At 27.7% G+C, this 24,148-nt stretch carries 29 protein-coding genes; 16 read left to right on the top strand and 13 right to left on the bottom strand.

What is annotated here, in order from left to right; translation table 11 throughout:
* Positions 1-3 precede the first annotated feature (3 nt).
* Complete coding sequence (locus Q0714_RS04795) at positions 4-1,239, top strand: FtsX-like permease family protein (RefSeq protein ID WP_298263173.1); 1,236 nt, start codon at positions 4-6, stop codon at positions 1,237-1,239.
* A 50-nt stretch (positions 1,240-1,289) separates the two neighbouring features.
* Entirely contained in the window at positions 1,290-2,651 is a 1,362-nt protein-coding gene (locus tag Q0714_RS04790; RefSeq protein WP_298263172.1) for a pyridoxal-phosphate dependent enzyme, read from the top strand.
* Positions 2,652-2,688: 37 nt separating this feature from the next.
* Here Q0714_RS04790 and Q0714_RS04785 read toward each other — a convergent pair whose 3' ends face one another.
* Together Q0714_RS04785 and Q0714_RS04780 are read right to left on the bottom strand one after the other, a co-directional pair.
* Positions 2,689-4,275, bottom strand: a complete 1,587-nt coding sequence (locus Q0714_RS04785; RefSeq protein WP_298263171.1) for a peptide chain release factor 3 — start codon at positions 4,273-4,275, stop codon at positions 2,689-2,691.
* A gap of 66 nt (positions 4,276-4,341) precedes the next feature.
* Positions 4,342-4,761, bottom strand: a complete 420-nt coding sequence (locus Q0714_RS04780) for a MarR family transcriptional regulator (RefSeq protein WP_298263170.1) — start codon at positions 4,759-4,761, stop codon at positions 4,342-4,344.
* Positions 4,762-5,107: 346 nt separating this feature from the next.
* Here Q0714_RS04780 and idi point away from each other — a divergent pair, with 346 nt between their 5' ends.
* Together idi and Q0714_RS04770 are read left to right on the top strand one after the other, a co-directional pair.
* Positions 5,108-5,626 carry an isopentenyl-diphosphate Delta-isomerase gene (idi, locus tag Q0714_RS04775; protein ID WP_298263169.1) on the top strand — a complete coding sequence of 173 codons (519 nt, stop codon included), beginning with the start codon at positions 5,108-5,110 and terminating at the stop codon, positions 5,624-5,626.
* 3 nt (positions 5,627-5,629) lie between these two features.
* The gene (locus tag Q0714_RS04770) at positions 5,630-6,040 is read left to right on the top strand and encodes a 6-carboxytetrahydropterin synthase (protein ID WP_298263168.1); all 411 of its coding nucleotides are present in this window, start codon (positions 5,630-5,632) and stop codon (positions 6,038-6,040) included.
* A gap of 26 nt (positions 6,041-6,066) precedes the next feature.
* On the opposite strand, the gene Q0714_RS04765 is transcribed toward Q0714_RS04770, so the two are convergent.
* The 3 genes from Q0714_RS04765 to Q0714_RS04755 form a co-directional block, all read right to left on the bottom strand.
* The gene (locus Q0714_RS04765; protein WP_298263167.1) at positions 6,067-6,276 is read right to left on the bottom strand and encodes a DUF2892 domain-containing protein; all 210 of its coding nucleotides are present in this window, start codon (positions 6,274-6,276) and stop codon (positions 6,067-6,069) included.
* Between the two features lie 72 nt (positions 6,277-6,348).
* The gene (locus Q0714_RS04760; protein WP_298263166.1) at positions 6,349-6,939 is read right to left on the bottom strand and encodes a hypothetical protein; all 591 of its coding nucleotides are present in this window, start codon (positions 6,937-6,939) and stop codon (positions 6,349-6,351) included.
* A gap of 37 nt (positions 6,940-6,976) precedes the next feature.
* The gene (locus Q0714_RS04755; protein ID WP_298263165.1) at positions 6,977-7,984 is read right to left on the bottom strand and encodes an adenosine deaminase; all 1,008 of its coding nucleotides are present in this window, start codon (positions 7,982-7,984) and stop codon (positions 6,977-6,979) included.
* A 72-nt stretch (positions 7,985-8,056) separates the two neighbouring features.
* Between Q0714_RS04755 and Q0714_RS04750 the strand changes: the two genes are divergently transcribed.
* Positions 8,057-8,584, top strand: a complete 528-nt coding sequence (locus Q0714_RS04750) for a peroxiredoxin (RefSeq protein ID WP_367181319.1) — start codon at positions 8,057-8,059, stop codon at positions 8,582-8,584.
* A gap of 29 nt (positions 8,585-8,613) precedes the next feature.
* Here the strand turns inward: Q0714_RS04750 and Q0714_RS04745 are convergent, their stop codons facing one another.
* The gene (locus Q0714_RS04745) at positions 8,614-8,976 is read right to left on the bottom strand and encodes a hypothetical protein (protein WP_298263164.1); all 363 of its coding nucleotides are present in this window, start codon (positions 8,974-8,976) and stop codon (positions 8,614-8,616) included.
* 474 nt (positions 8,977-9,450) lie between these two features.
* Between Q0714_RS04745 and Q0714_RS04740 the strand changes: the two genes are divergently transcribed.
* Both Q0714_RS04740 and Q0714_RS04735 read left to right on the top strand, forming a co-directional pair.
* A complete protein-coding gene (locus Q0714_RS04740; protein WP_298263163.1) occupies positions 9,451-9,717 on the top strand; it encodes a hypothetical protein in 267 nt (88 codons plus the stop codon).
* A gap of 115 nt (positions 9,718-9,832) precedes the next feature.
* Positions 9,833-10,033: a hypothetical protein gene (locus Q0714_RS04735; protein ID WP_298263162.1), complete on the top strand. Its 201-nt coding sequence runs from the start codon at positions 9,833-9,835 to the stop codon at positions 10,031-10,033.
* Between the two features lie 12 nt (positions 10,034-10,045).
* Here the strand turns inward: Q0714_RS04735 and Q0714_RS04730 are convergent, their stop codons facing one another.
* Positions 10,046-10,993 carry a hydrogen peroxide-inducible genes activator gene (locus Q0714_RS04730; protein ID WP_298263161.1) on the bottom strand — a complete coding sequence of 316 codons (948 nt, stop codon included), beginning with the start codon at positions 10,991-10,993 and terminating at the stop codon, positions 10,046-10,048.
* Between the two features lie 113 nt (positions 10,994-11,106).
* Here Q0714_RS04730 and Q0714_RS04725 point away from each other — a divergent pair, with 113 nt between their 5' ends.
* Positions 11,107-11,577, top strand: a complete 471-nt coding sequence (locus Q0714_RS04725) for a Dps family protein (protein ID WP_298263160.1) — start codon at positions 11,107-11,109, stop codon at positions 11,575-11,577.
* A gap of 37 nt (positions 11,578-11,614) precedes the next feature.
* On the opposite strand, the gene Q0714_RS04720 is transcribed toward Q0714_RS04725, so the two are convergent.
* From Q0714_RS04720 to Q0714_RS04705, 4 genes are read right to left on the bottom strand one after another with little or no spacing between them, the layout of a single operon-like run.
* Positions 11,615-12,427, bottom strand: a complete 813-nt coding sequence (locus tag Q0714_RS04720) for a 1-acyl-sn-glycerol-3-phosphate acyltransferase (protein ID WP_298263159.1) — start codon at positions 12,425-12,427, stop codon at positions 11,615-11,617.
* A gap of 47 nt (positions 12,428-12,474) precedes the next feature.
* A complete protein-coding gene (locus Q0714_RS04715) occupies positions 12,475-13,107 on the bottom strand; it encodes a CoA pyrophosphatase (protein WP_298263158.1) in 633 nt (210 codons plus the stop codon).
* Positions 13,108-13,719: a trimeric intracellular cation channel family protein gene (locus Q0714_RS04710; protein WP_298263157.1), complete on the bottom strand. Its 612-nt coding sequence runs from the start codon at positions 13,717-13,719 to the stop codon at positions 13,108-13,110.
* Entirely contained in the window at positions 13,719-14,438 is a 720-nt protein-coding gene (locus Q0714_RS04705; RefSeq protein WP_298263156.1) for an RDD family protein, read from the bottom strand. The genes Q0714_RS04710 and Q0714_RS04705 overlap by 1 nt, the downstream gene beginning before the upstream one ends.
* 106 nt (positions 14,439-14,544) lie before the next feature.
* On the opposite strand from Q0714_RS04705, the gene Q0714_RS04700 reads away from it, so the two are divergent.
* Genes Q0714_RS04700 through Q0714_RS04675 form a run of 6 tightly spaced genes read left to right on the top strand, consistent with a single transcriptional unit; the run spans position 14,545 to position 20,663 of the window.
* Positions 14,545-15,507 (top strand): stage II sporulation protein M, encoded by a 963-nt coding sequence (locus tag Q0714_RS04700; protein WP_298263155.1) that lies wholly within the window; start codon positions 14,545-14,547, stop codon positions 15,505-15,507.
* Complete coding sequence (locus Q0714_RS04695; protein WP_298263154.1) at positions 15,497-16,375, top strand: hypothetical protein; 879 nt, start codon at positions 15,497-15,499, stop codon at positions 16,373-16,375. Before Q0714_RS04700 ends, Q0714_RS04695 begins: the two co-directional genes overlap by 11 nt.
* 10 nt (positions 16,376-16,385) lie before the next feature.
* Complete coding sequence (locus Q0714_RS04690) at positions 16,386-17,135, top strand: DUF4129 domain-containing protein (RefSeq protein WP_298263153.1); 750 nt, start codon at positions 16,386-16,388, stop codon at positions 17,133-17,135.
* Complete coding sequence (locus Q0714_RS04685; RefSeq protein WP_298263152.1) at positions 17,136-18,341, top strand: DUF4350 domain-containing protein; 1,206 nt, start codon at positions 17,136-17,138, stop codon at positions 18,339-18,341. It abuts the gene before it with no gap.
* Complete coding sequence (locus tag Q0714_RS04680) at positions 18,331-19,314, top strand: MoxR family ATPase (protein ID WP_298263151.1); 984 nt, start codon at positions 18,331-18,333, stop codon at positions 19,312-19,314. The genes Q0714_RS04685 and Q0714_RS04680 overlap by 11 nt, the downstream gene beginning before the upstream one ends.
* 17 nt (positions 19,315-19,331) lie before the next feature.
* Positions 19,332-20,663, top strand: coding sequence for a DUF58 domain-containing protein (locus Q0714_RS04675; protein WP_298263150.1), 1,332 nt, complete (start codon positions 19,332-19,334; stop codon positions 20,661-20,663).
* Here the strand turns inward: Q0714_RS04675 and ppgK are convergent.
* Positions 20,656-21,399 carry a polyphosphate--glucose phosphotransferase gene (gene ppgK, locus Q0714_RS04670; RefSeq protein WP_298263149.1) on the bottom strand — a complete coding sequence of 248 codons (744 nt, stop codon included), beginning with the start codon at positions 21,397-21,399 and terminating at the stop codon, positions 20,656-20,658. The two genes, Q0714_RS04675 and ppgK, sit on opposite strands and share 8 nt — an antisense overlap.
* Before the next feature lie 175 nt (positions 21,400-21,574).
* Positions 21,575-21,865, bottom strand: coding sequence for a hypothetical protein (locus tag Q0714_RS04665; RefSeq protein ID WP_298263148.1), 291 nt, complete (start codon positions 21,863-21,865; stop codon positions 21,575-21,577).
* A gap of 364 nt (positions 21,866-22,229) precedes the next feature.
* Between Q0714_RS04665 and Q0714_RS04660 the strand changes: the two genes are divergently transcribed.
* Together Q0714_RS04660 and Q0714_RS04655 are read left to right on the top strand one after the other, a co-directional pair.
* A complete protein-coding gene (locus Q0714_RS04660) occupies positions 22,230-22,823 on the top strand; it encodes an RNA polymerase sigma-70 factor (protein WP_298263147.1) in 594 nt (197 codons plus the stop codon).
* Positions 22,824-22,951: 128 nt separating this feature from the next.
* Complete coding sequence (locus Q0714_RS04655; RefSeq protein ID WP_298263146.1) at positions 22,952-24,136, top strand: FecR family protein; 1,185 nt, start codon at positions 22,952-22,954, stop codon at positions 24,134-24,136.
* Positions 24,137-24,148 lie beyond the last annotated feature (12 nt).

Below are 24,148 nucleotides of genomic sequence, written 5' to 3'. Positions count from 1 at the left end.
ATATTGAATTACGAGTTATTTATTGCCAAACGCATTATTGCTGCAAAAGAGTATAAAAGTAGTATATCATCTCCAATAATAAAAATTGCTATTGTAGCAATTTCATTGGGGGTTATAATTATGATGATTGCAATGGCGACTGGAATAGGATTGCAACAAAAAATAAGAGAAAAAATAGCAGGTTTTAATGGTCATATTCAAATAACTAATTTTGATAATAACTATTCTGAAATTACTTTAGAACCAGTTTCTATCAATCAAGATTTTTATCCAAATTTCTCCAATATTTCTAATGTAAAAAAAGTTCAAGTTTATGCCACCAAAGGAGGAATTATTAGAACCGCTACTGATTTTGAGGGAATTATACTTAAAGGGATTTCAAAAGATTATGATTGGTCTTTTTTTGAAGAGTATTTAGTTGAAGGAAATTTGCCAGATTATACAAAAGATACATCATTTGATGTTCTAATTTCAAAAGAAATTTCTAATAGAATGCATATTGGTGTTGGTGATGAGTTTAATATTTTGTTTGTAAAAGAAGACCCTTCAAAAGCGCCTTGGCTACGTGTGGTGAAAGCTGTTGGTATTTACAACTCAGGGTTTCAAGATTTTGATGAAAATTTTGTAATTGCAGACATTCGACATATCCAAAAAATGAATAGATGGAAAGAAAATGAAGTTGGAGGATTTGAAGTATTGTTAAATGATTTTGATGAAATTGAAGAAAAAAGTAACGAAATTTATACGCAAACAGCTTCCACTTTAAATAGTCAAAGTATTATTGAAAAGTATCCAGCAATTTTTGAATGGATTGGTCTTTTTGACAATAACATTTATTTAATAATTGCTATTATGATTATTGTAGCAGGGATAAATATGATTACTGCTTTATTAGTGTTAATCTTAGAACGCACTCAAATGATTGGTATTTTAAAAGCCTTAGGTAGTAGCAATGTAAGTATAAGAAAAGTATTTTTATACAATGCAGGATATTTAATTTTAAAAGGCTTGTTTTGGGGAAATATCATAGGTTTATTTTTACTATTTGCTCAAAAATATGGCGGTTTTATTACTTTAGATCCAAATACTTATTATGTAACTACAGTACCAATATATATAAATTTAAAATATTTAGTTGCTTTAAATCTAGGAACCTTAGTTTTATGCTTATCTATGTTGATAATTCCTTCAATAATAATTTCAAAAATAAACCCTGCAAAATCTATTAAGTTCGAGTAATACTTTGGTTTTTATAAAAGATTGTACCTTTGTATTGCTAAACTAAAAAAATGAAATACTCAAAAAATATATTAGAAACTATAGGCAACACACCTTTGGTGAAATTAAACAAAGTAGTTAAAGATATTGATGCTTTAGTACTAGCCAAAGTTGAAACATTTAATCCAGGTAATTCTGCTAAAGATAGAATGGCTGTAAAATTAATTGAAGATGCAGAAGCCAAAGGATTGTTAAAACCAGGTGGAACTATTATAGAAGGAACCTCTGGTAACACAGGTATGGGATTAGCCTTAGCTGCGATAGTTAAAGGTTATAAGTTAATATGTGTAATTAGCGATAAACAATCCAAAGAAAAAATGGATATATTAAGAGCTGTTGGCTCTGAAGTTGTAGTTTGTCCAACTAATGTTGAACCTGAAGATCCTCGTTCTTATTATTCAGTATCCAAAAGACTAGCTACCGAAACTCCTAACTCTTGGTATGTAAATCAATATGATAATCCATCTAATGCTTTAGCACATTATGAACAAACCGGACCTGAAATTTGGGAACAAACTGAAGGAAAAATAACTCATTTTGTGGTTGGAGTTGGTACAGGAGGTACTATTTCAGGCATTGGAAAGTACTTGAAAGAAAAAAATCCAGCTATTAAAATTTGGGGAATTGATACCTATGGATCAGTTTTTAAGAAATACCATGAAACTGGTATATTTGATGAAAATGAAATATATCCATACATTACCGAAGGTATAGGTGAAGATATATTACCAAAAAATGTGGATTTTAGTGTTATTAATGGCTTTACTAAAGTAACAGATAAAGATGGTGCTGTATATACCAGAAAACTAGCCAAAGAGGAAGGGATTTTTTGCGGTAATTCGGCTGGTTCAGCCGTTAAAGGGTTGTTACAATTAAAAAAGCATTTTTCTAAGGATGATGTAGTTGTAGTATTGTTTCATGACCATGGAAGCAGGTATGTTGGTAAAATGTACAACGACGATTGGATGAGAGAACGTGGTTTTTTAGAGGAGGAAAAAATGATTGCTATTGATTTAATACAAGATCGCATAAATTCGCCTTTAATTACAGTTAAAACAGAAGAGTTAGTTTCTCATGCGATTGAGCGTATGCGTTTAAATAATATTTCACAAATTCCAGTAACTGATGTTAATGGATTTGTAGGCTCTGTTGATGAAGGGGATTTGTTCCGTTTGTATTTTGATGATAAAGATATTGCAAACAAACCCATTAAAGAGGTAATGAGAGCTGCATTTCCTATAGTAAAAAGCACTACTTCAATTGATAAAATTTCAAAATTAATTAACAGAGAAAATAGCGCTGTTTTGGTAGATCTAGGAAATGATAAATTTCATATTATCACCAAACATGATGTTATAAGAGCAATTCAATAATAAAAAAACTCCAACCAAATTGGAGTTTTTTTATAAGTTAAAATTCGCTAGTAAAATGTAATTTAACAGATGGAAATTTACTTTGTGTCATTTGAATAGTAAAAGCACTATCTGCTAAAAATACTAATTGGCCTTGTTTGTCTTTAGCTAAAAAACGTTGTTTTACACGTTTAAATTCTTTAAATTCTTCATTCTTGGGGTCTTCAGGCTCAACCCAACAAGCTTTATATACAGGTAAATTTTCATAACTACATTTGGCACCGTATTCATGTTCTAAACGGTATTGAATAACCTCATATTGTAATGCTCCAACAGTACCTATTACTTTTCGTCCATTTAAATCAAGTGTAAATAATTGTGCTACACCTTCATCCATTAGTTGATCTAATCCTTTATATAATTGTTTTGATTTTAATGGGTCTGCATTGTTAACATAACGAAAATGTTCAGGCGAAAAACTAGGAATTCCTTTAAAGTTTAATAACTCACCTTCTGTAAGTGTGTCTCCAATTTTAAAATTTCCAGTATCCTGAATACCTACAATATCTCCAGGGTAAGATTCATCAACAATTTCTTTTTTCTCAGCAAAAAATGCATTTGGACTCGAGAATTTCATTTTTTTATTTAAACGAACGTGTAGGTAAGGAGCATTTCTTTTAAAAATTCCAGAAACAATTTTGATAAATGCTAAACGGTTTCTATGGTTTGGATCCATATTCGCATGAATTTTAAAAACAAAACCAGTTAACTTTTCTTCTTTAGAATCGACCAACCGTTCTTCAGATTTTTTTGGTTGAGGTGATGGAGCAATTTCAATAAAACAGTCAAGCAATTCTTTAACACCAAAATTATTTAATGCTGAACCAAAAAATACAGGTTGAATTTCACCATTTAGGTATTCTTCTTTATTAAAAGTTGGGTATACTTCTGAAACTAATTCCAATTCTTCACGTAATGTTTCTGCAGGTTTTGTTCCAATAATTTCATCTAACTCAGGGGTAGAAATATCTGTAAATTCAATGCCTTTAGAAACGGTTTGTTTATTTTCTGCTGAAAAAAGATTCAGTTTTTTTTCATAAATATTATAAATTCCTTTAAAATCGTATCCCATACCTATAGGAAAACTTAAAGGAGTAACTTTTAAGCCTAATTTTTGTTCAACTTCATCTAACAAGTCAAAAGCATCTTTACCTTCTCTATCTAATTTATTGATAAAAACTATCATTGGAATTTTACGCATTCTACAAACTTCAACTAATTTTTCAGTTTGTTCTTCTACACCTTTAGCAACATCAATAACTACAATTACACTATCTACTGCAGTTAAAGTTCTAAATGTATCTTCAGCAAAATCTTTATGTCCAGGAGTATCTAAAATATTGATTTTTTTATCTTTATAAATAAAAGCTAAAACGGAGGTAGCAACAGAAATACCACGTTGACGCTCAATTTCCATAAAATCGGAAGTTGCACCTTTTTTTATTTTATTATTTTTTACAGCCCCAGCTTCTTGTATAGCGCCTCCGAATAATAATAATTTTTCAGTCAAAGTGGTTTTACCAGCATCGGGATGTGATATTATACCAAAGGTACGTCTGCGTTGTATTTCTTTTAAAAAACTCATCTATCAAAATTTGTGCGCAAATATAACCTTAAATAGGTGAATAGCCAATTTGTAGAAATGGAAATGTTATTCTTTAATTTTTTCTAAAAGTTGATTTAGTTGAGTGACTTCTTCTAAGGATAGATGGTTTATTTTAGTGCTTAAAAGTTTTTCTTGGCAGCCAATTTTTTCAATTAATTTTATTCCAAGCTGACTAATTTGAATTTCTTTTTGCCTACGATCTGTTTTGCATTCTTTTCTTATAACTAGTTTTTTATTCAATAACCTATCTACAAGCCTGCTTACATCAGAATTTTTGTCAATCATTTTTTCTTTTATACAATTAACGGAGCTACAATTTGGATAAGCTTCTTTTAAAATATTTAAAACTGAAAATTGATTTAAGGGTAAATCTAAGGGTTTTAACTCTTTCTCTAAATGTTGTTTTAATTGATTGTGGGTATAATGTATATTAAGTCTAGCTTTTACAAACTCATTTTTATGCATACTTCTAATAAAGATATTTTAAACATTACTAATATAAACAAAAATAAAAAAAAGACTGTGTAATTTTCAACTGTAAAGTCTATTTTACACAATCCTATTTAAAAAAGAACATTAATTAAGCCTTGTTAAAAGGTTTATTAAATTAAAAATGAAACTTTGTAATAACTTTCATTTCTACCGCAAATATAAGTTTAAACAATAGATGTTGCAACACATAAAATGTTAATCTTTTATAAAGTTTTGTTAAATATTTATAATAAGCTGATAATTAGCTATGTATATCTTTGTAAAATTATTTCTTTACCATAGTTAAATATTGTAAATTTGTAGCAGTTAAAATAAAAAAATGAGAGAAGAACAAGTTATTTTAGTAAATGAAAAAGACGAAAAAATTGGTTTAATGCCTAAGATGGAAGCCCATGAAAAAGCCTTATTACATCGCGCTTTTTCAGTTTTTATTTTTAATGATAAAAATGAACTTCTTTTACAACAAAGGGCTGCTGATAAATATCATTCACCATTGTTGTGGACCAATACTTGCTGCAGTCATCAACGAGATGGGGAAAGTAATCTAGAAGCTGGAAAAAGGAGATTGCAAGAGGAAATGGGTTTTGTTTGTGAGTTAGAAGAAAAAACATCATTTATTTATAAAGCCCCATTTGATAATGGTTTAACTGAGCATGAGCTAGATCATATTATGGTTGGCTATTATAATGAAAATCCAATTCTAAATAAAGAAGAGGTAGAGAGCTATAAATGGATGACTTTAGAAGCTGTAAAAAATGACATACAACATCAACCAGCATTATATACGGAGTGGTTTAAAATTATTTTTGAAAAATTTTACGATTTTATAATTCATTAATCCATGAAAGTTACTGTACATAGAAAAGCACACTTTAATGCTGCACACCGATTGTATAATGGTGAATGGTCTGATGCACGTAATGCAACAGTTTTCGGAAAATGCTCAAATCCACATTATCATGGGCATAATTATGAATTAATAGTTTCTGTAAAAGGTGAAATTCATCCAGAAACAGGTTTTGTGATGGACATGAAGGTATTAAAACATTTGATTGAAACTGAAATAGAGGAAAAATTAGATCATAAAAATTTAAATGAAGAAGTTTCTGAATTTAAAACTTTAAATCCAACAGCCGAAAATATAGCAGTAGTTATTTACAACAAGCTTAGATCTAAAATAGATACGAAGTTGGAATTGATAGTAACGCTTTATGAAACTCCTAGAAATTATGTTACTTATTCGGGCGAATAATAAATAACCATCTTTATTAAATACCCTTATTTTTTGGAAGAATTTCCTGTGTTTATTCCAAAAATTGTATATAGTGGGCAAAAATTAGCTAAGACGGTTACTAATAAAATAATACCAACAGCCATAAGTATAATAGCTAGCATACCAGATATAACATTGGTGTAATATAAGACGATAATTGCTATAGCAAATAGGATTCTTAATAATTTATCGGCGTTTCCAATATTTTTTTTCATAGTGCAAAAAATTAAATTAATTACTTTATAACACTACAAGTTACTATTTTTTGTAAAATTAACAGATGAGTTTTAATCTTTTTTATTCTTATTTAACTCATCTTGAAGTTTTCTCATAACTTTTTGTTCACGTTCTAATGCCCTTTTTCTATGATTTTCATATTCATCTTCAAGTTCTTTTAAAGAGAGTTTAGTTTCTTTAATAATACTAAAACCATGTTTATATTTAGTAATAAAGAAGAGAAGTAAAATTGCTAAAATTCCAATAATTACAAAAAAGATAGTTTTAAATGTATCTTTTTTAAACTGAATTCCAAACAATGAAATACTTTCAATTTGGGTATTTAATGAAGTAATTTGATTTGTAGAAGTATTAACGGCTGCCATTAAACTATCAATAGTTTTCTTTTGTGCTTGTATAGAATTATAATTTGAAATAATTTCTTTTTTGGAAGCTGACAAAGAATCAGAAACATTAGACTTTAATTTCACCAACCAATTGTATTTAACAACTTTATAATCTTGGTATTTATTGGATTCATCAATTAAATAATCAAACTGATTTTTTACAGAACCTGTATCAATAAATCTCTTTGTAGTTTGGCTAAATACTGTTGTAGTTATTAAAAATGCAGTGAAAGCTAAAATTAATTTTTTTAACATATATTGGTTAGTTTTTGTTTAATAACGAGCTTAAATTTTACTTATTGTTTGTGTAATAAACTTCTAATTCGTTTAAATATTGTTGTTTTTTTTCATCTTCTAATAAAGAATAGTTAAAAGAGTTTTTTGCTAACTCATAAATATCTGACTTTGTTAAATTTAAGGCTTTTTGAATTTCAATATAATTTTTGTTTACTTGTCCTCCAAAATAGGCTGGATCATCAGAGTTTATGGTAACTTTTAACCCTAACTCCATCATTTTTTTTAAAGGATGATTTTTCAAATCATCAACTACTTGTAATGCGGTGTTAGAAAGTGGGCATACAGTTAATGCCAAATTTCGTTTTACGATTTCTTTGACTAAAGTTTCATCTTGTAAAGAATTATTTCCGTGGTCAATACGTTTTATTCCTAAAATATCTATAGCTTCCCAAATATAATCGGCATTACCTTCTTCTCCGGCATGGGCAACTGGTATATAACCTTCTTTTACTGAGGCTTTATAAACATTTTTAAATTTTGAAGGTGGATTTCCTTTTTCAGAGGAGTCTAGGCCAATTGCTTTAATTTTAGATTTAAAAGGAAGTGATTCTTTTAATGTTTTAAAAGCATCTTCTTCGCTTAAATGGCGCAAATAGCTCATAATTAAAAATGATGAAATGTTTAATTTTTCTTCGGCATCTTTACAAGCTTTGGAAATTCCATTAATTACAACTTCAAATGGAATACCACGTTCTGTATGAGTTTGTGGATCAAACATTATCTCAGTATGCCTTACATTTTGGTTGGCACATTTTTGCAGATAACTATAAGTTAAATCATAAAAATCTTGTTCGGAGGTTAGCACGCCTGCACCTTGATAATAAATATCTAAAAAATCCTGTAAGCAATTAAATTTATAAGCTTCTTCAATTTCGGCTACTGTATCATAGGGAATTTTGATATTATTTCTTTTAGCAATTTTAAACATTAGTTCAGGTTCAAAAGACCCTTCAATATGCAAATGCAATTCTGCTTTAGGTAAATTTTCAATAAAATTTTTCATCAGTTGTACTCTTTTTACTTGACAAAATTAACCAATTAAATATTTTAAATGATATTTGTTTAAAAGTTTAGCATGAAAAAAGTAATTTTTATAGGTTTAATTTTAATTGGAATTTTCATTCTTTTAAAGAAAATAACAGATACTACAATGGAAAAAATTGAGATTGGAGATGTAGTTCCATCATTTACATTATTGGATCAAAATGGAAATAAATTTACAGTTAACAATAAACTAAATAGACCAATAGTGATTTATTTTTATCCAAAAGATGATACCCCAGGATGCACTAAAGAAGCTTGTAAGTTTAGAGATGATTTTGAATTATTTTCAGATTTAAATGCGTTAGTTATTGGAATTAGTAGTGATAGTGTTCATTCTCACAAAAAATTTGAAGAAAAATATAATTTGCCATTTACTTTATTAGCAGATACTAATAATGTTATTAGAAAACTGTTTGGAGTTCCTAAAAGTATGTTTATTTTACCTGGAAGAGTTACTTATATAATAAATAAAAAAGGAAGAGTTGATTATATTTTTAACAATCAGTTTGAAGCAGAAAAACATATAGAAATAGCTCTTAAAAAACTAAAAGAACAATAAGGCTAAATTTAACCTTATTGTTCTTTTTTTTAGGAAGCCATTACATTGGGAGTAATTAAAGGAAATTTAAAAACTGCCTTACAAATGGTATCATTAGTATTAGAATGAAGCATTACTTTTGTTAACAAATGTAGCTCAGAAGTGTTGTATTTGATGATTTGAGATTTAAGAAGCAATTTATCATTTAAAAATGCATTTTTTAATACTTGTAATTTATAAAGTTTTGGAGTTGGAACAACTGTTTCTTTATGTGAAACAATTATATTTTTTACAAAATTTTCCATTTCATTATAAAGTACATTGGTTAATAGTGCATTGTTATTATTAATGTCTTTTTTAGTAACTGTAAAATATTTTTTAGGGCTAGGGTATGTGTTTTCAATAGTTTTCATTTTCAAATTTTTAGTGATGTATTATTAAGGGTATAGGTATGTGTCTATTTCTTTTTGATAATAATTGTTTACAAAGCGTTGAAATAGTTAAATAGACTTGTTGCATTAAGATTACATGTTTCATAATAGTTGTTTTTTAATTAATAATTTTGATATAAAAAAAGGTGCTTTTTGAAAAAAGCACCTTTTAAATATTATATAATTTATGTTAAATATTATTCATAATAACTGAAAGTGCCTTTAGTGGTTTTGCCTTGTTGTTTTAAAATACACATGGTATAGGTAATACACACAAACGAAATTAAGGAGCGCAGATCCTTAATGACTGTTTTAATAATTGATTGTATGACTAAATTTGCTTTCATAATTGAACCAAAAATAATCAATTATTTTAATTAACAAACATTATTGATAAAATAATTATTTAATCATTAAAATCTTGTAAATTTGCACTTATTAATAAATTCAATAATTATGGCAAGTATAAAAAATTTAAAAAAAGATATTAATTACGTTTTAGGAGATATTATTGAAGAGTGTTACACTTGGGAATTATTAAATCCAAAAGCTGATACCAAAGCTTCTGAAGCCATTATAGAAGAAGCTATTGAAGCATTTGATAGTATGATTGATATGGTTCATAAAAAAGATGTGGAAAATAAAAAAGCACATTTTAAATCAGTAGAAAAAGAATTACACGCTAAAGCAGATGCTTTGATAGAAAAAGTAAATAAATTATAATCGTTAAATATATTTATTTAAGACTATTTTAAAATATATTTTTTTTTTGTAAATTGGTACAATAATTAACCAATAAATACGTTCTTATTTTTAACCAACTAAAAAATTTTAATCTATGGCAAGAGCAATGTTTGAGTACACTAAAACTGTACTCGAAAAAGTTAGCTTTAACACAGAATTGTTTAAAAAAGAATTAGAAAAAGCAGTTAACAGATTATTACCCTATGAAATAAAAGAATTATATTTTTGGCTAAAAGAATTCACCTCAAATAAACCAGAGTTACATAGATGTTTAGCTTTAGTAGAAAGAAATTAAAGAAAAGGAGCCTTAGGCTCCTTTTCTTTTTTGGATAGGGCTTATAATTTTAACATCATTAAAGGCAATTACACCTCTAATTACGCTATCTATTACACTTTTTAAAGTTTCAATTAAATGAATTTTCAATTGAGATTTGTGATAGATGATGCTTACTTCTCTTGCCGGTACAGGCTCTTTAAATTCTTTTAAATAAACTTGATCATTGGTGTTTACATCTAATGTTTGAAGATATGGAAGTAAGGTCATCCCTAACCCTTCTTTAGATAACTTTATTAAAGTATCAAAGCTTCCACTATGTAGTTGAAAATGTTGATTTTTGTTACCAAAGGTACTACATAGGTTTAAAATACTTTCTTTAAAACAATGCCCATCTTCCAAAAGTAGAATATCATCAATTTCTAAATTTTCTACATCTAAGGTGTCATTTTTAAAAAGCCGATGTTCTTTTGGTACAAAACCAACAAATGGTTCGTAATATAAAACACGTTCTTTGATAGCTTCATTTTCTAAAGGGGTTGCTGCAATGGCAACATCAATATGTCCATCAACTAATTTTTTTACAATTTCTTCGGTTGTGAGTTCTTCAATTTTTAAATTTACTTTAGGGTATTTTTTTATAAAAACTTTTAAAAATAAAGGAAGTAGTGTAGGCATAATAGTTGGAATAATACCTAACCTAAAGTCCCCACCAATAAACCCTTTTTGTTGATCTACTATATCATTAATTCGGTTACTTTCATCAACAATTATTTTAGCTTGTTCAATTATTTTTTCACCAACTTCAGTAAGTTGAATTGGTTTCTTTTTTCTATTAAAAATTTGAGTTTCTAGTTCTTCTTCTAATTTTTGTATTTGCATACTCAACGTAGGTTGGGTAACAAAACAATGTTCAGATGCTACAGTAAAATTTTGATATTCTGCAACCGCTAAAACATATTTTAATTGAGTAATGGTCATAGTTATAAATATTTATGATAAAGATATTAAAACTATCAATAATAATTATCATATTTTAAGAGTTTTTTTGAAGATATTTGTATTAGAAATTAAATCAAAAAAATAACTATATTATGAATACAACAATTATTGGATTAGATAAAAAGGAAACTGAAAGTTTAGCAAAAGATTTAAACGGTTTATTAGCAAATTTTCAAGTGTATTATCAAAATTTAAGAGGGTTACACTGGAATATTAAAGGAAAATCTTTTTTTGAATTACATGTTAAATTTGAAGAGTTTTATACAGACTCACAAGAAAAAATAGATTTGATTGCAGAGCGTATTTTAACATTAGGAGGTACTCCACTACATACTTTTAATGATTATACAGAATTGGCAAAAGTACCTGTAGGTAAAAATGTAACTAATGATGTTGAAGCTGTTCAGTTGGTAGTTACCTCATTATCAGAATTACTGAAAATTGAAAGAATTATTTTAGAAGCTTCGGGAGAGGCTAATGATGAAGGGACCAACTCTATGATGAGTGATTTTATTGCGGAACAAGAAAAAACAATTTGGATGTTAAACGCTTGGCTACAATAAGCTAAATAAAAAAAGCCGTTTAATTAAACGGCTTTTTTTAATACAAATCCCAGAATTTTCTTTTTTTGTTTAATTCTTCTTCTTGACGTGCGTACTCTTCAACAGGTACTACTTTTAAAAACGAAGGATGTTGTTCAATTTCAAATTCTATTCTTTTTACAATTTCATCAACAGTTTCATTTTCATAATCAATTTCCATAGGTGGTTTAATAACCATAGATTGTAAAATATTTCTTTTCTTTATAATTAACCCTTTTTTATCAAAAGAACGTCTAAAGCCATCAATTACTATGGGTACTACAACTGGTTTATAGGTTTTTATAATATGGGCAGTACCTCTTCTAATTGGTTTAAATGGTTTCGTTGTTCCTTGAGGAAATGTAATTACCCAACCATCATCTAATGCTTTTTTAATATTACTAATGTCAGACATTTTTACTTGTCTGTTAACTTCTTTTCCTGCACTTCTCCATGTCCTATCAATAGAAACAGATCCTGCATAAGCAAATATTTTAGGTAATAAACCTGATTTCATAGTTTCAGAAGCTGCAATAAAATAGATATTTAATTTTGGTTGCCATATGTAACCAATATTTTTTAATGAATCTACACGCCCTTTTAATGCAGCATTAAATACGTGAAACATAGCTGCTACATCTGCAAAATAAGTTTGATGATTTGAAACAAATAATACATTGGTTTCTGGAAGATCTCTAATAATTTCAGATCCTTCAATTTGTAATTTGTTAAATCTACGGTAACGTCCATGTGAAATGACTCCAAATATGCGTACGAGCCATTTTTTTAAAAATAAAATATGTCCGAACGGATTTCTCTTAAAAATCGGCATTTAGTTGGTTTGGTTTTGAATGAAGTACAAATTTAAGAAAATTTAGTTTAAAGTTCTTTTAATAACTCTTTGATTTCACTTAGCATCATGGCAGTTGCTCCCCAAACAATGTAATTGTTTAATTTAAAGCAAGGTACCTCCATATTTTTAGCATAGGAAGTTGATAAAGTAGTTTTAGAAAGCTTTTGATCGTCTAATAAATCTTTAAGTGAAACTTCAATTAATTGTTCAACTTCATAATTTTTAGTAAATGTTGGTGTTTCAGAAATTACACCTAAATAAGGAGTTACTAAAAAATTACTTGGTGGAATGTAAACCTCTGTCATTTCCTTAAAAACAGTAATTTTAGAGCTTCTAATCCCTACTTCTTCTTCAGTTTCTCTTAAAGCTGTATTTTGTAAAGTTTGGTCATTCTCATCAAATTTACCTCCAGGAAAACTAATTTGTGATGAGTGAGTTCCATTATAGTTTGCTCTTAAGGTTAATAAAAATTGAGTTTGTTGAAATTTGTTAGGATAGAAAAGAGCGAGTACTCCAGCTTTTTTTGGATTTTTAGCGTTAATTTTTTCTTCAGAATATTTTAAACGAATTTTTGGAGCTAATTTAAATTGCACCTCTAAACCACCAATTAACTTGGCTGAAATTTTAGAAAGATTATTATTAAAATAATTAAAATCCATTTATATTTTTGAATAAAAAGTAGGTAAAGACCAATGAAATTTCACAGCTAAAAGCCTCACTGTAATAATTATTGACGATGTAGAAATATAAATAATAGTTTCATTAAAATCTAAATGATGTAAAATTAAAAAAGTTATGGAACCTAATACACAAGCAGTGGCATAAATTTCTTTTCTAAAAATTACAGGAATTTCATTACATAAAATATCTCTAATAACACCTCCAAATGAAGCAGACATTGTTGCTATAGCAACAATTATAATAGGATGGAAGTTGTTACTTAAGCCTATCTCAGTTCCCATAATGGTGTATAAACCTAAACCAATTGTATCAAATAAAAAGAGTGATTTATTTAGGTACTTCAATTTTTTTCTAAAAAAAATAGCGATAAAATAAGCGGTAATAATTAAGAAAATTACATCGGTGTTTTTCATCCAAAAAACAGGTTGAGCACCAATTAAAAGATCTCTTAAAGTACCGCCACCAACGGAGGTTGCAAAAGCTATAATAAATACTCCAAAAGGATCCATTCGTTTACGCATGGCAACTAAAGATCCAGAAATTGCGAAGGCAAAAATTCCTAAAATATCAAAAATTTGAAATAGTGTCATTACATTTGTTGTGTGAAATAATTATAATCTTTTAATACAACATCAATCAATTCAATAGGTTTCAATTCAGAATTAATGTCTGTAATTTCAAGAATTTTTTGATGAATTTTTACAATGGTTTTATGGTTGCCATTTCTTTTGGCTTTTAAATACAATTCTTTTATAGTTTGAATATCGTTATCTGACAGCATAGTTACTTGTGGAAACGTTGGTTTATATTCATCGGGAAGTTCCATAATAAGCGTGTCATTAATTGAAATACTTTTTCTTTCTGAAATAACGGTAGTTCCAGCAGCTAAATCGCCTAAACGTTGTCCTTTGCCATTTAATAATATGGTTAATAAAGCGACTGATCCTGAAGCTATTGTAATGTCAATAATTCTTAAAACCCATCTTATTAAGAAACTACTAAATGTAGGTTTTGAACCATCTAATTTAGTAACTCTAATTTTACAAATATATTTTCCGGGTGTTTGTCCGTTAAATAAAGTTTCAAAAAATAAACTATAAAAAAATACTGGTAAACTCAATAAAGTATAAAATACGTAAATAGACTCAGTAGGCATAAACCCCAATGCATTAATAATTAGTAACATAACTATATAGTAACCTGCAATAATAAACATATCCAATAAGAATGCACCAATACGAGTACTTAAAGAAGCTACGTTTTGCTGTATGGTAACATTTTGAGCGGTTTCAATATTAAAATTATCCATTTTTGTGTTTAAACTTTTTGGCGGAGACCATTTGATTTTTTACTTTCGTTGACTTAAATACTAGTCAAAAAATAATTGCTCCAATAAAAAAACAAAAGTATAAAAAATGCGTGAAGCATCATTTGTAAAAAAGAATAAAAATAAATGGTTGTTATTTGAAAGTGTTTTGGAAAAAACAACGGAAATATCACCAAATAAATTATCCGATTTATATATAGAAATTACAGACGATTTAAGTTACGCAAAAACGTTTTACCCTAAAAGTAAAACAGCTGTTTATTTAAATGTATTAGCCTCGAAAGCACATCAAAAAATATATAAAACTAAAAAGGAAAGTAAAAACAGGTTAATCACCTTTTTTAAAACAGAATTTCCTTTAGAATTTGCTCAATATCATAAACAACTTGGTGTTGCCTTTATCACTTTCTTATTATTTGCAATAATTGGAGCTTATTCAGCAGCAACTGATGGAGATTTTGTCCGTTTAATTTTAGGAGACAGTTATGTAAACATGACTTTAGACAATATTGATAAAGGAGACCCTATGGCGGTTTATAAACAAATGAATGAAGGTAATATGTTTTTGTTAATTACTTTAAATAATATTAAAGTAGCAATGACCGCTTTTGTTTTTGGAATGTTTTTTTCAGTAGGTTCGTTATATGTAATGTTGCAAAACGGAATTATGTTAGGATCGTTTTTATACTTTTTTTACGATAAAGGATTGCTTTGGGAATCTTCTCGTACTATTTGGATTCATGGTACTATAGAAATTTCAGTTATTATAATTGCTGGATGCGCTGGAATAGTTTTAGGAAATGGCTTACTTTTTCCAAAAACTTATTCAAGGTTAGCATCACTTAAAAAAAGTTTTAAGGCAGGACTTAAAATTATGGTTAGTACCATTCCTTTTTTTATAGTTGCCGGATTTTTAGAAGGTTTTGTAACAAGACAAACTCAAATGCCAGATTGGTTAGCAGTTTTAATTATACTAATTTCACTTTGCATCATCATTTATTATTATATTATTTACCCAATTAAATTAACCAAACAACTAAATGGAAACTAATTTTATTGAATTCAAAAAAGAACGTGACTTAGGTGCTATCATAACCGATACTTTTAAGTTTATTAGAGAAAATTGGAAAGAGTATTTTTTAACGGTGTTAAAAATTGTAGGTCCAGTGCTTTTAATTGCACTTACAGTATTGGTATTATATATGTTCACTATGTCAGATTTATTTAAAGATTTAGACAATGTTGATGCTAATCCTGGAGGTTTTTTGTCTAAAATATTCTCTTGGTTTTTTGGGTTAATGTTTGTGTATATTTTGTTATATACACTTTTATCTATGGCCTCATTATATTTTATAAAATCGTATATTAATAATTTTGGAAAACCTAATTTTAATGAAGTTAAAGCTAATATTTATAAAAATATTTGGAAGTTTTTAGGTTTAGGTTTTTTAATAACTTTAGTAACAGTTGCTGGAGCTATATTTTGTTACTTGCCAGGAATTTACTTAGGAACCGTTTTATCATTAGCAACTTCTATAATGGTTTTTGAGGAAAAAAGTATTGGAGATACTTTTTCTCAGGCATTTACTTTAATTAAAGGACAGTGGTGGAATACTTTTGGAAGATTATTAGTTGTTTGGATATTGTTAATGATACTAGGACAAGCATTTTCAATTCCAGCGTTTATTTACCAAATGGTAAAAATGGGTACTATGATGCAAAATGAAGATCCAACAGCTGTTTTTGAAATTTTTAAAGATCCCATATATTTAATTTTAAATATTTTTTCTTACCTATTTCAATTCATTTTATATTCAATACCTCTAATTTCAACAGTATTCGTTTATTTTGATTTAAATGAGCAAAAGAACTATACTGGAACTTTCGAAAAAATTGAAAACTTAGGAACTAATAATTAATTGTATTGAGATGAACAAAGTACTTGTAATCCTGTTTTTTATGTTACTAACTTTTGAAGCTTTCGCTAAGCAAGATTCATTAGTAATAAAAGTAATAAAAAGAGACACGAGTATTATTGTTCAAAAAAAATTCAATCAAAAAGCTTTAGAAGCCTATAAAGCAGATAAAGAGTTTATTTATATTGAGGAAACTAATGAAGTAGAGCCAACTTGGTTAGATCGTTTATTAAATTGGTTGGGAAGGCAATTTGTAAAATTATTAGAATGGATATTTGGTGTAGAAAATGCTTCAGGTATTTTTGCTAAAATCCTAACAAGTATTCCATATATTATTGCTGCAATTTTATTGTTTTTGATTGTAAAATTCTTTTTAAAAGTAAATTCAAAATCTATCATAAATACTGGAACCAATTCAGCCATAGTTAATTTAACCAATGAAGAAGAGTTGATTAAAAACCAAGATTTACTAAAACTAATTCAGCAAGCAATTGCACAAAATAATTTTCGTTTAGCTGTAAGGTACTCTTATTTAAATATGTTAAAACAACTAGAACAACAAAAATTAATAGTTTGGGAGCAACAAAAAACCAATGAAGATTATATAAAGGAAATTTCAAAACAATCTTTAAAAAAATCATTTAAAGAACTCACTCGATTATACGATTTTGTTTGGTATGGAAATTTCGAAATAAACGAATTAGAGTTTGCCAAAGCAACTGCTAATTTTGAGGAGGTTTATAAATTAATTGAAAAAGCATAAGTGGATAAAAAAACAAAAATTTATAGCATTTTATTTTTAGTACTTATTTTAGGGTATATTTATCTTGAAAATACTAAAAAGCAACCTATAAATTGGTTTCCAACATATGCTGCTAAGCATAAAATACCTTATGGAACTTTTGTGCTTAAAAATCAACTAGAAAATTTATTTCCAACTACTGAAATTAAAACAATTAATTTACCTCCTTTTGAATATTTAAAAGATTCAACTCGAACAGGTACTTATTTTTTTGTAGATGATGCCTTAAATTTTGGAGATGCTGAATTTTTACGTTTAATGAAATTTGTTGAAAGAGGAAATGATGTATTTATTTCAACTCATGGAATGAATATAGATACCTTGAATTTTAAAACTGAACGATTATTAAGTACCAATTTTGATGAAAAAGTAATTTTTAAATTACCAAATAAAGCTTTTAAAAGTAAAGAATATACTTTTGATAGACCATTTATGAATCAGGTATTTACTAAAATTGATACTTTAAACTCAACTATTTTAGGAATTACTGCCTATGTTAATGAAAATGGTAAACGAACCGAAGAAGGTATTAATTTTGTAAAGTTTAGGTATGGAAAAGGAAATTTTTATTTGCATACTTTTCCAGAAGCTTTTACCAACTATTATATTTTAAAATCGCCAAATCAACAGCATGCAGCCAATATTTTATCCTATTTAAGAGAAGATATTCCCATATTATGGGACACTTATTATAAAACTGGTAAAAGCAAAATAGCTTCACCTATGCACTATTTATTGAGTTCAAAATATTTGAAATGGGCTTATTATATGGGCTTAGTAGGAGTTTTATTTTTTGTGCTCTTTGAAGGAAAAAGAAAACAACGAATGATTCCTATTCGTGTTCCGTTAAAAAACCAAACATTAGCTTTTACAAGAACCATTGCTAATATGTATTTTGAAAAACAAGCTCATAAAACAATAGCAGAACATAAAATAAATTATTTGTTAGAGTATATTAGAACCAAATTACATATTCCAACAACAAAAATAGATACTACTTTTTATAATTATGTAGCTTCACGAAGTGGTAATAGCTATAAAGAAGTTGAAAAACTCTTTCAATTTTGTGAGGAAATTCATTTAAAAAACGAAATAACAAACCTTGAGTTAATCAAGTTAAACGATATGATTGAAAAATTTAAAAAAACAATTCAATATGGAAACTAACGATTTGAATTTTAATACTAGAATAGATTTAGAGCACTTAAAAAATGCTGTTATTCAAATAAAAGAGGAACTGAGTAAAATAATTGTAGGGCAAGAAAATTTTATAGATCTTTTAATGGTAGCGTTATTGGCTGATGGACATGTTTTAATTGAAGGTGTGCCAGGAGTTGCTAAAACAATTACAGCCAAATTATTAGCAAAAACCATTGCTACAGATTTTAGCAGAATTCAATTTACACCAGATTTAATGCCTAGCGATGTTTTAGGAACCTCTGTATTAAATATGAAAACTTCAGAATTTGAATTTAAAGAAGGCCCCATATTTTCTAATTTAGTGTTAATTGATGAAATTAATAGAGCACCAGCTAAAACTCAAGCAGCATTATTTGAAGTTATGGAAGAACGTCAAGTTTCAATTGATGGACACACTTATAAAATGCAACCTCCTTTTATGGTTTTAGCCACACAAAATCCAATTGAGCAAGAAGGAACTTATGCTTTACCAGAAGCTCAATTAGACCGTTTTTTATTTAAAATAGATGTGGGTTACCCTAATTTAGAAGAAGAAATTTTGATTATAAAAACTCATCAAAATAGAAAAGGTGTATTGCCTTTAACTTTAATAAAATCATTGCTTTCAGAAGCTGATTTATTAGATTATAAAAGTAAAATCCACGAAATTTTAGTGGAGGAAAAAATTATGACATATATTGCCCAATTAATTACTAAAACACGCAATCATCCACATTTATATTTAGGAGGGTCTCCAAGGGCTAGTATAGCAGTACTGAATGCTTCAAAAGCTTATGCAGCTATTAACGGACGAGATTTTGTAATACCTGAAGATATTAAAAAAGTATTGTACCCAGTTTTACGTCATAGAATTATACTTACTCCAGAACGTGAAATGGAAGGAATGACAACTGATAAAGTAATTGAAATGATTGTGCAATCGATAGAAGTTCCACGGTAGTTATTCAATTTTTTTAGATGAACTTAATTAAAAATACCTACATACACCAACGCTTTTTTGTTTATATAAGCATAATTGCTGTTACTTTTTTGGTTTCATTTTGGTTTCCATTTTTGTATAGCATTGCTTGGTTTATGAGTACTTTTTTAGCAGTACTATTTATAAGTGATTTTTATGTGTTGTTTAATTTAAAAAAAGGGGTGGTGGCAAGAAGAATTTTATCAGAAAAATTTTCTAACTCAGATAAAAATCCAATTCCCATAACTATAAAGAACAATTACTTTTTTAAAATTGAAGCTAAAGTTATAGATGAATTACCAGTTCAATTTCAAAAAAGAGATTTTGAATATATCGTTGTATTGAAACCATCTGAAGTATATGATTTTGAGTATAACGTAACTCCTGTAGAACGAGGGGAGTATCTTTTTGGAAAATTAAATATTTATGTTTCATCTCCTTTAAAAATAATTTCGCGTCGTTTTAAATTTCAAGATAATCAATCGGTGGCAGTTTACCCTTCATACATCCAAATGAAAAAGTATGAATTTTTAGCAATGAGCAACTGTTTAACCGAATTTGGTTTAAAAAAGATTAGAAGAATAGGGCATACCTTAGAGTTTGAACAAATTAAAAATTACATTTCAGGTGATGATGTACGGACTATTAACTGGAAAGCTACAGCCAAACGTTCTCAATTAATGGTAAATCAATATCAAGATGAAAAATCACAACCGATCTATTCTATTATTGATTTAGGAAGGGTGATGAAAATGCCTTTTGAAGCATTAAAATTATTAGACTATGCTATAAATTCTACTTTAGCATTTTCAAATATAGCGCTTCGAAAAAATGATAAGGCTGGTTTACTTACATTTGCTAAAAAAGTGGATACCATAGTTGCTGCAAGCAATAAAAAAACACATTTAAATACTATAAATGAAGCTTTATATAAAATTACAACAACATATACCGATGCAGATTTCGGTTATTTATATGCAGTTATAAAACGTAAAATTACGCAACGAAGTTTATTAATTTTATATACTAACTTTGAACATATTTCATCATTAAAAAGACAACTTCCTTTTTTACAAGCAATAGCAAAGCAACACTTACTGGTAGTGGTATTTTTTGAGAATACTGAACTAGATGAGTTGATACAAAATAACGCAGAAGATTTGCAAGCCATTTACCACAAAACAATTGCTGAAAAGTTTGCATATGAAAAGCGTTTAATTGTAAAAGAATTAGAAAGTAAAGGAATTTATGGAATTTTAACGAAGCCTAAAAATTTAACGGTAAACGTTGTTAATAAATATTTAGAGTTTAAGGCAAAAGGTTTTATTTAAGCCCTTGTTTTACAGCTAAAGCAGCTCCTATAATCCCTGCATCATTTTCTGCAATTGCAGGAACAATAGGAGTTTTAATATTTATTTGAGCTTCAAATTTGCTAAACTTTTTACTGGAGCCACCACCTACTATAATTAAATCTGGTGACAATATTAAATTTATATGTTTAAAGTATTTGTGAAGTCTTTTCCCCCATTGTTTTCGACTAAGATTTTCTTCTATTCGAACAGAATTTGCAGCGTATTTTTCAAAAACACAACCGCTTTTATGCAAAACATGTCCAAATTCGGTATTGGGTAATAATTTGCCATCTAAAAACAGCGCAGATCCTATACCGGTTCCAAGTGTAACCATAATAACTACACCTTTTACATTTTTTCCTGCGCCAAAGGCAACTTCTGAAAGTCCAGCAGCATCAGCATCATTTACAATTGTAAAATCATTTCCTGTTTTGGCTTTAAAAAAATCATCAATTTTTAAATTTTTAAAATCTTTATGTAAGTTCCCTCCACTTAAACAAGTTCCGTGCTGTAGAGGAGTAGGGAATCCACAACCTACTGGGCCTTTCCATTTAAAGTGAGTAATAATTTTTTGAATTGTTTCGGCTACAGCCTCTGGAGTAGCTGGATTTGGAGTTGGTATCCTTCGTCTGTTTGAAGTTAGTTTGCCTGTTTCAACATTTACTATAGCTCCTTTAATTCCTGTGCCACCCACATCTATACCGAGTATCTCCATAATGTGTTATATGATATTATAAAAAACAATAGTATAAAAATTATATGAATAAAAAAATGATAGCTATTAGTTTTTGTTTTTAAAACTTATGGGTATGGTTGTATAACTTAGTGAATTTGATTAAAAAATACGCAAAGAAATAACTAATTAATATATGCTTTATTGATTATGTGAATTATAAACAATATCCAACGCTTTCAGATTGCTCTTTAATAGCTGCTGTGATATTTTCAAAACTAAATAAAACATCACTATCTTTTTTTAAATTTATAATGACATGACCATCCGATTTATTAATTATGGGAACTAAAGGTTCATATAAAACATGAAATGCTTTATAGGCATAAATAAATCTTTCATTAAAACTAATTTCATTTAATTGGTAGGTTTTACCATCTGCATCAATAAAAACAACACGTTGTAATTTTTCATTCATGGAATTGTTAGGTACCTCTTTTTCTTTCATAGATAGTTGTATTTTTAATAATCCATAGCATTGGATGTTAACCTAAAGTTAGAAACTTTGGTTTTTGGAGTTAAAAATAACAATTTTATTTTTTAAAAGTATTCTAAATATTAAATTTAAATTAACATTTTTTTAATTAGTTGACAATTTAGACATTTTAAAATGTAATTAAAATAGTTTTCTGATAAGGTTTTTGCTTTAGAAGTATTTTTATGTTATTGACTGACAGAATATAACTGAATTTTTTAGGGTTATTTATACCAAAAAATCTTGTGATAAGAAAAAGGTTAAGTTTGTTTTATTTTTTTATAAAAAAATAAATTAGTTTAATTTATATATTTTTGAATCGTAATTAAATATCAACATGGTAAATTCAAAACAGATTAAGGATGCTGCAATAATTGAGCGTTTAGCTAATAGTGATGCAACAGCGTTGAATTTACTTTATGAAACCTATTGGGAACAACTATTTATTTCAGCTTATAACTTATTAAAAAATAAAGAAGCTTGTGAAGATATTTTACAAGAACTTTTTATTAGTTTATGGAATAAGAGAGAAAAACTACAAATCAATATTTCCATAAAAAGCTATTTATATGCAAGTGTTACTTATAAAGTTTATGATTATTTAAGAAAAAATTCCAAAGTAATTCAACTTGAATTATTGGAAGATTTTGATAAAAGAATCCATTTTTCAAATCCTGAATCCAAAATGATTCATGAAGAACTAGTACAGTTGATAAATGAGGCCATACAAACCTTACCTGAAAAATGTAGAAAGGTTTTTGTGATGAGTAGAGAAGAACAACTTAGCCATAAAGAAATTGCCGAAAAACTTCAAATTTCATCCAAAACTGTTGAAGCTCATATTACAAAAGCACTTAAAACAATTAAACTTTCATTGGGGTCATTAGCCACTTTAGAGCTTGTATATTACATAGTTTACAACTTCAATTAATAACTTTTTAAAACATTAATTATCTAATGTTTTACCTAAAAAATTAATTATTTTAAAAAAAAATCAAATTCCTATTAGGGATAAGATTGTTTTTAACGACATATATTATAAATACAATGAAAAGAAAAATGAATACTAAACAAAAAACATATCTTCTTCAGCTTATAGATAAGTTTCAAAAAGGAACAGCTTCAAATGAAGAAATATCATATTTAACAAATTTTTATTTGAGTCATCAAAACTCAAAGGAATGGCCAATTGAAATAAAGAATAAAGAAATTATTAAAGAAATAATATTTAATAATATCAAATCAAGTACCTATAGTCAAAGCAACAAAAAATCTAAAATAAGATTTTTAGGAATCAAAAACCTATTAAAATATGCTGCAGTTTTAATAGGTGTTTTGTTTGTGACAATTTACTTTTTCGATAATGAGCTATTTTTAAAAAATGAAATTTCAAGCAATAAAATTATAGAACCTGGTAAAGATAAAGCCATTTTAACTCTAGAAGACGGAACCAATGTTGCTCTAGAAAAAGGGAAGACTTATGCAACAGAAAATATAAAGAGTAATGGAGAAGAATTGGTTTATGATTCAGAAAAAAAAGAAAATAATAATCATAAACTAACCGACGAAGCATCCAACCAACCTATAGCTTATAATTATTTAACAATTCCTAGAGGAGGGCAATTTTATTTAGTTTTAACTGATGGTACTAAGGTTTGGTTAAATTCAGATACTAAATTAAAATACCCAGTATCATTTACTGCTGGAACATCGCGAGAGGTAGAATTAGTTTATGGTGAGGCCTATTTTGAGGTTTCACCTAGTACACTTCATAATGGTGATTCTTTTGTAGTAATTTCTAAAATGCAACAAATAGAAGTGCTTGGAACTGAGTTTAATGTGAAAGCTTATAAAGATGAAACAATTTCTTATACCACTTTAGTAGAAGGAAAAGTCGCTCTACTAGTTGACAATTCAAAAGAGTTTTTGGTTCCTAATCAACAAGCCAAGGTAGCTATAAATACTAAAGAAATAATTGATATTTTAAATGTAGATGTTGATGATGAAATTTCTTGGAAAGAAGGAGTTTTTAGTTTTAAACACAAAACTCTTAAAGAAATCATGAAAGTTTTAGAAAGATGGTACGATGTAGAAATTAATTTTTCTAATAGCAATATTGAAGAAGTAAAATTTGTTGGAGTTCTTAGCAAAAAACAACCATTAGATGATATTTTAACAATTATTAAAAATACCAATACCATAAGTGATTATGAAATAAATAATAAAATAATAATGCTTAAATAAAAAAATAAAAAA

The organism is uncultured Lutibacter sp. (genome assembly GCF_947493565.1).
GTDB classification, from domain to species: Bacteria; Bacteroidota; Bacteroidia; order Flavobacteriales; family Flavobacteriaceae; genus Lutibacter; species Lutibacter aestuarii.
Note: the sequence above shows the minus strand (reverse complement) of the source record. Positions and strands in the feature narration are given on the sequence as shown.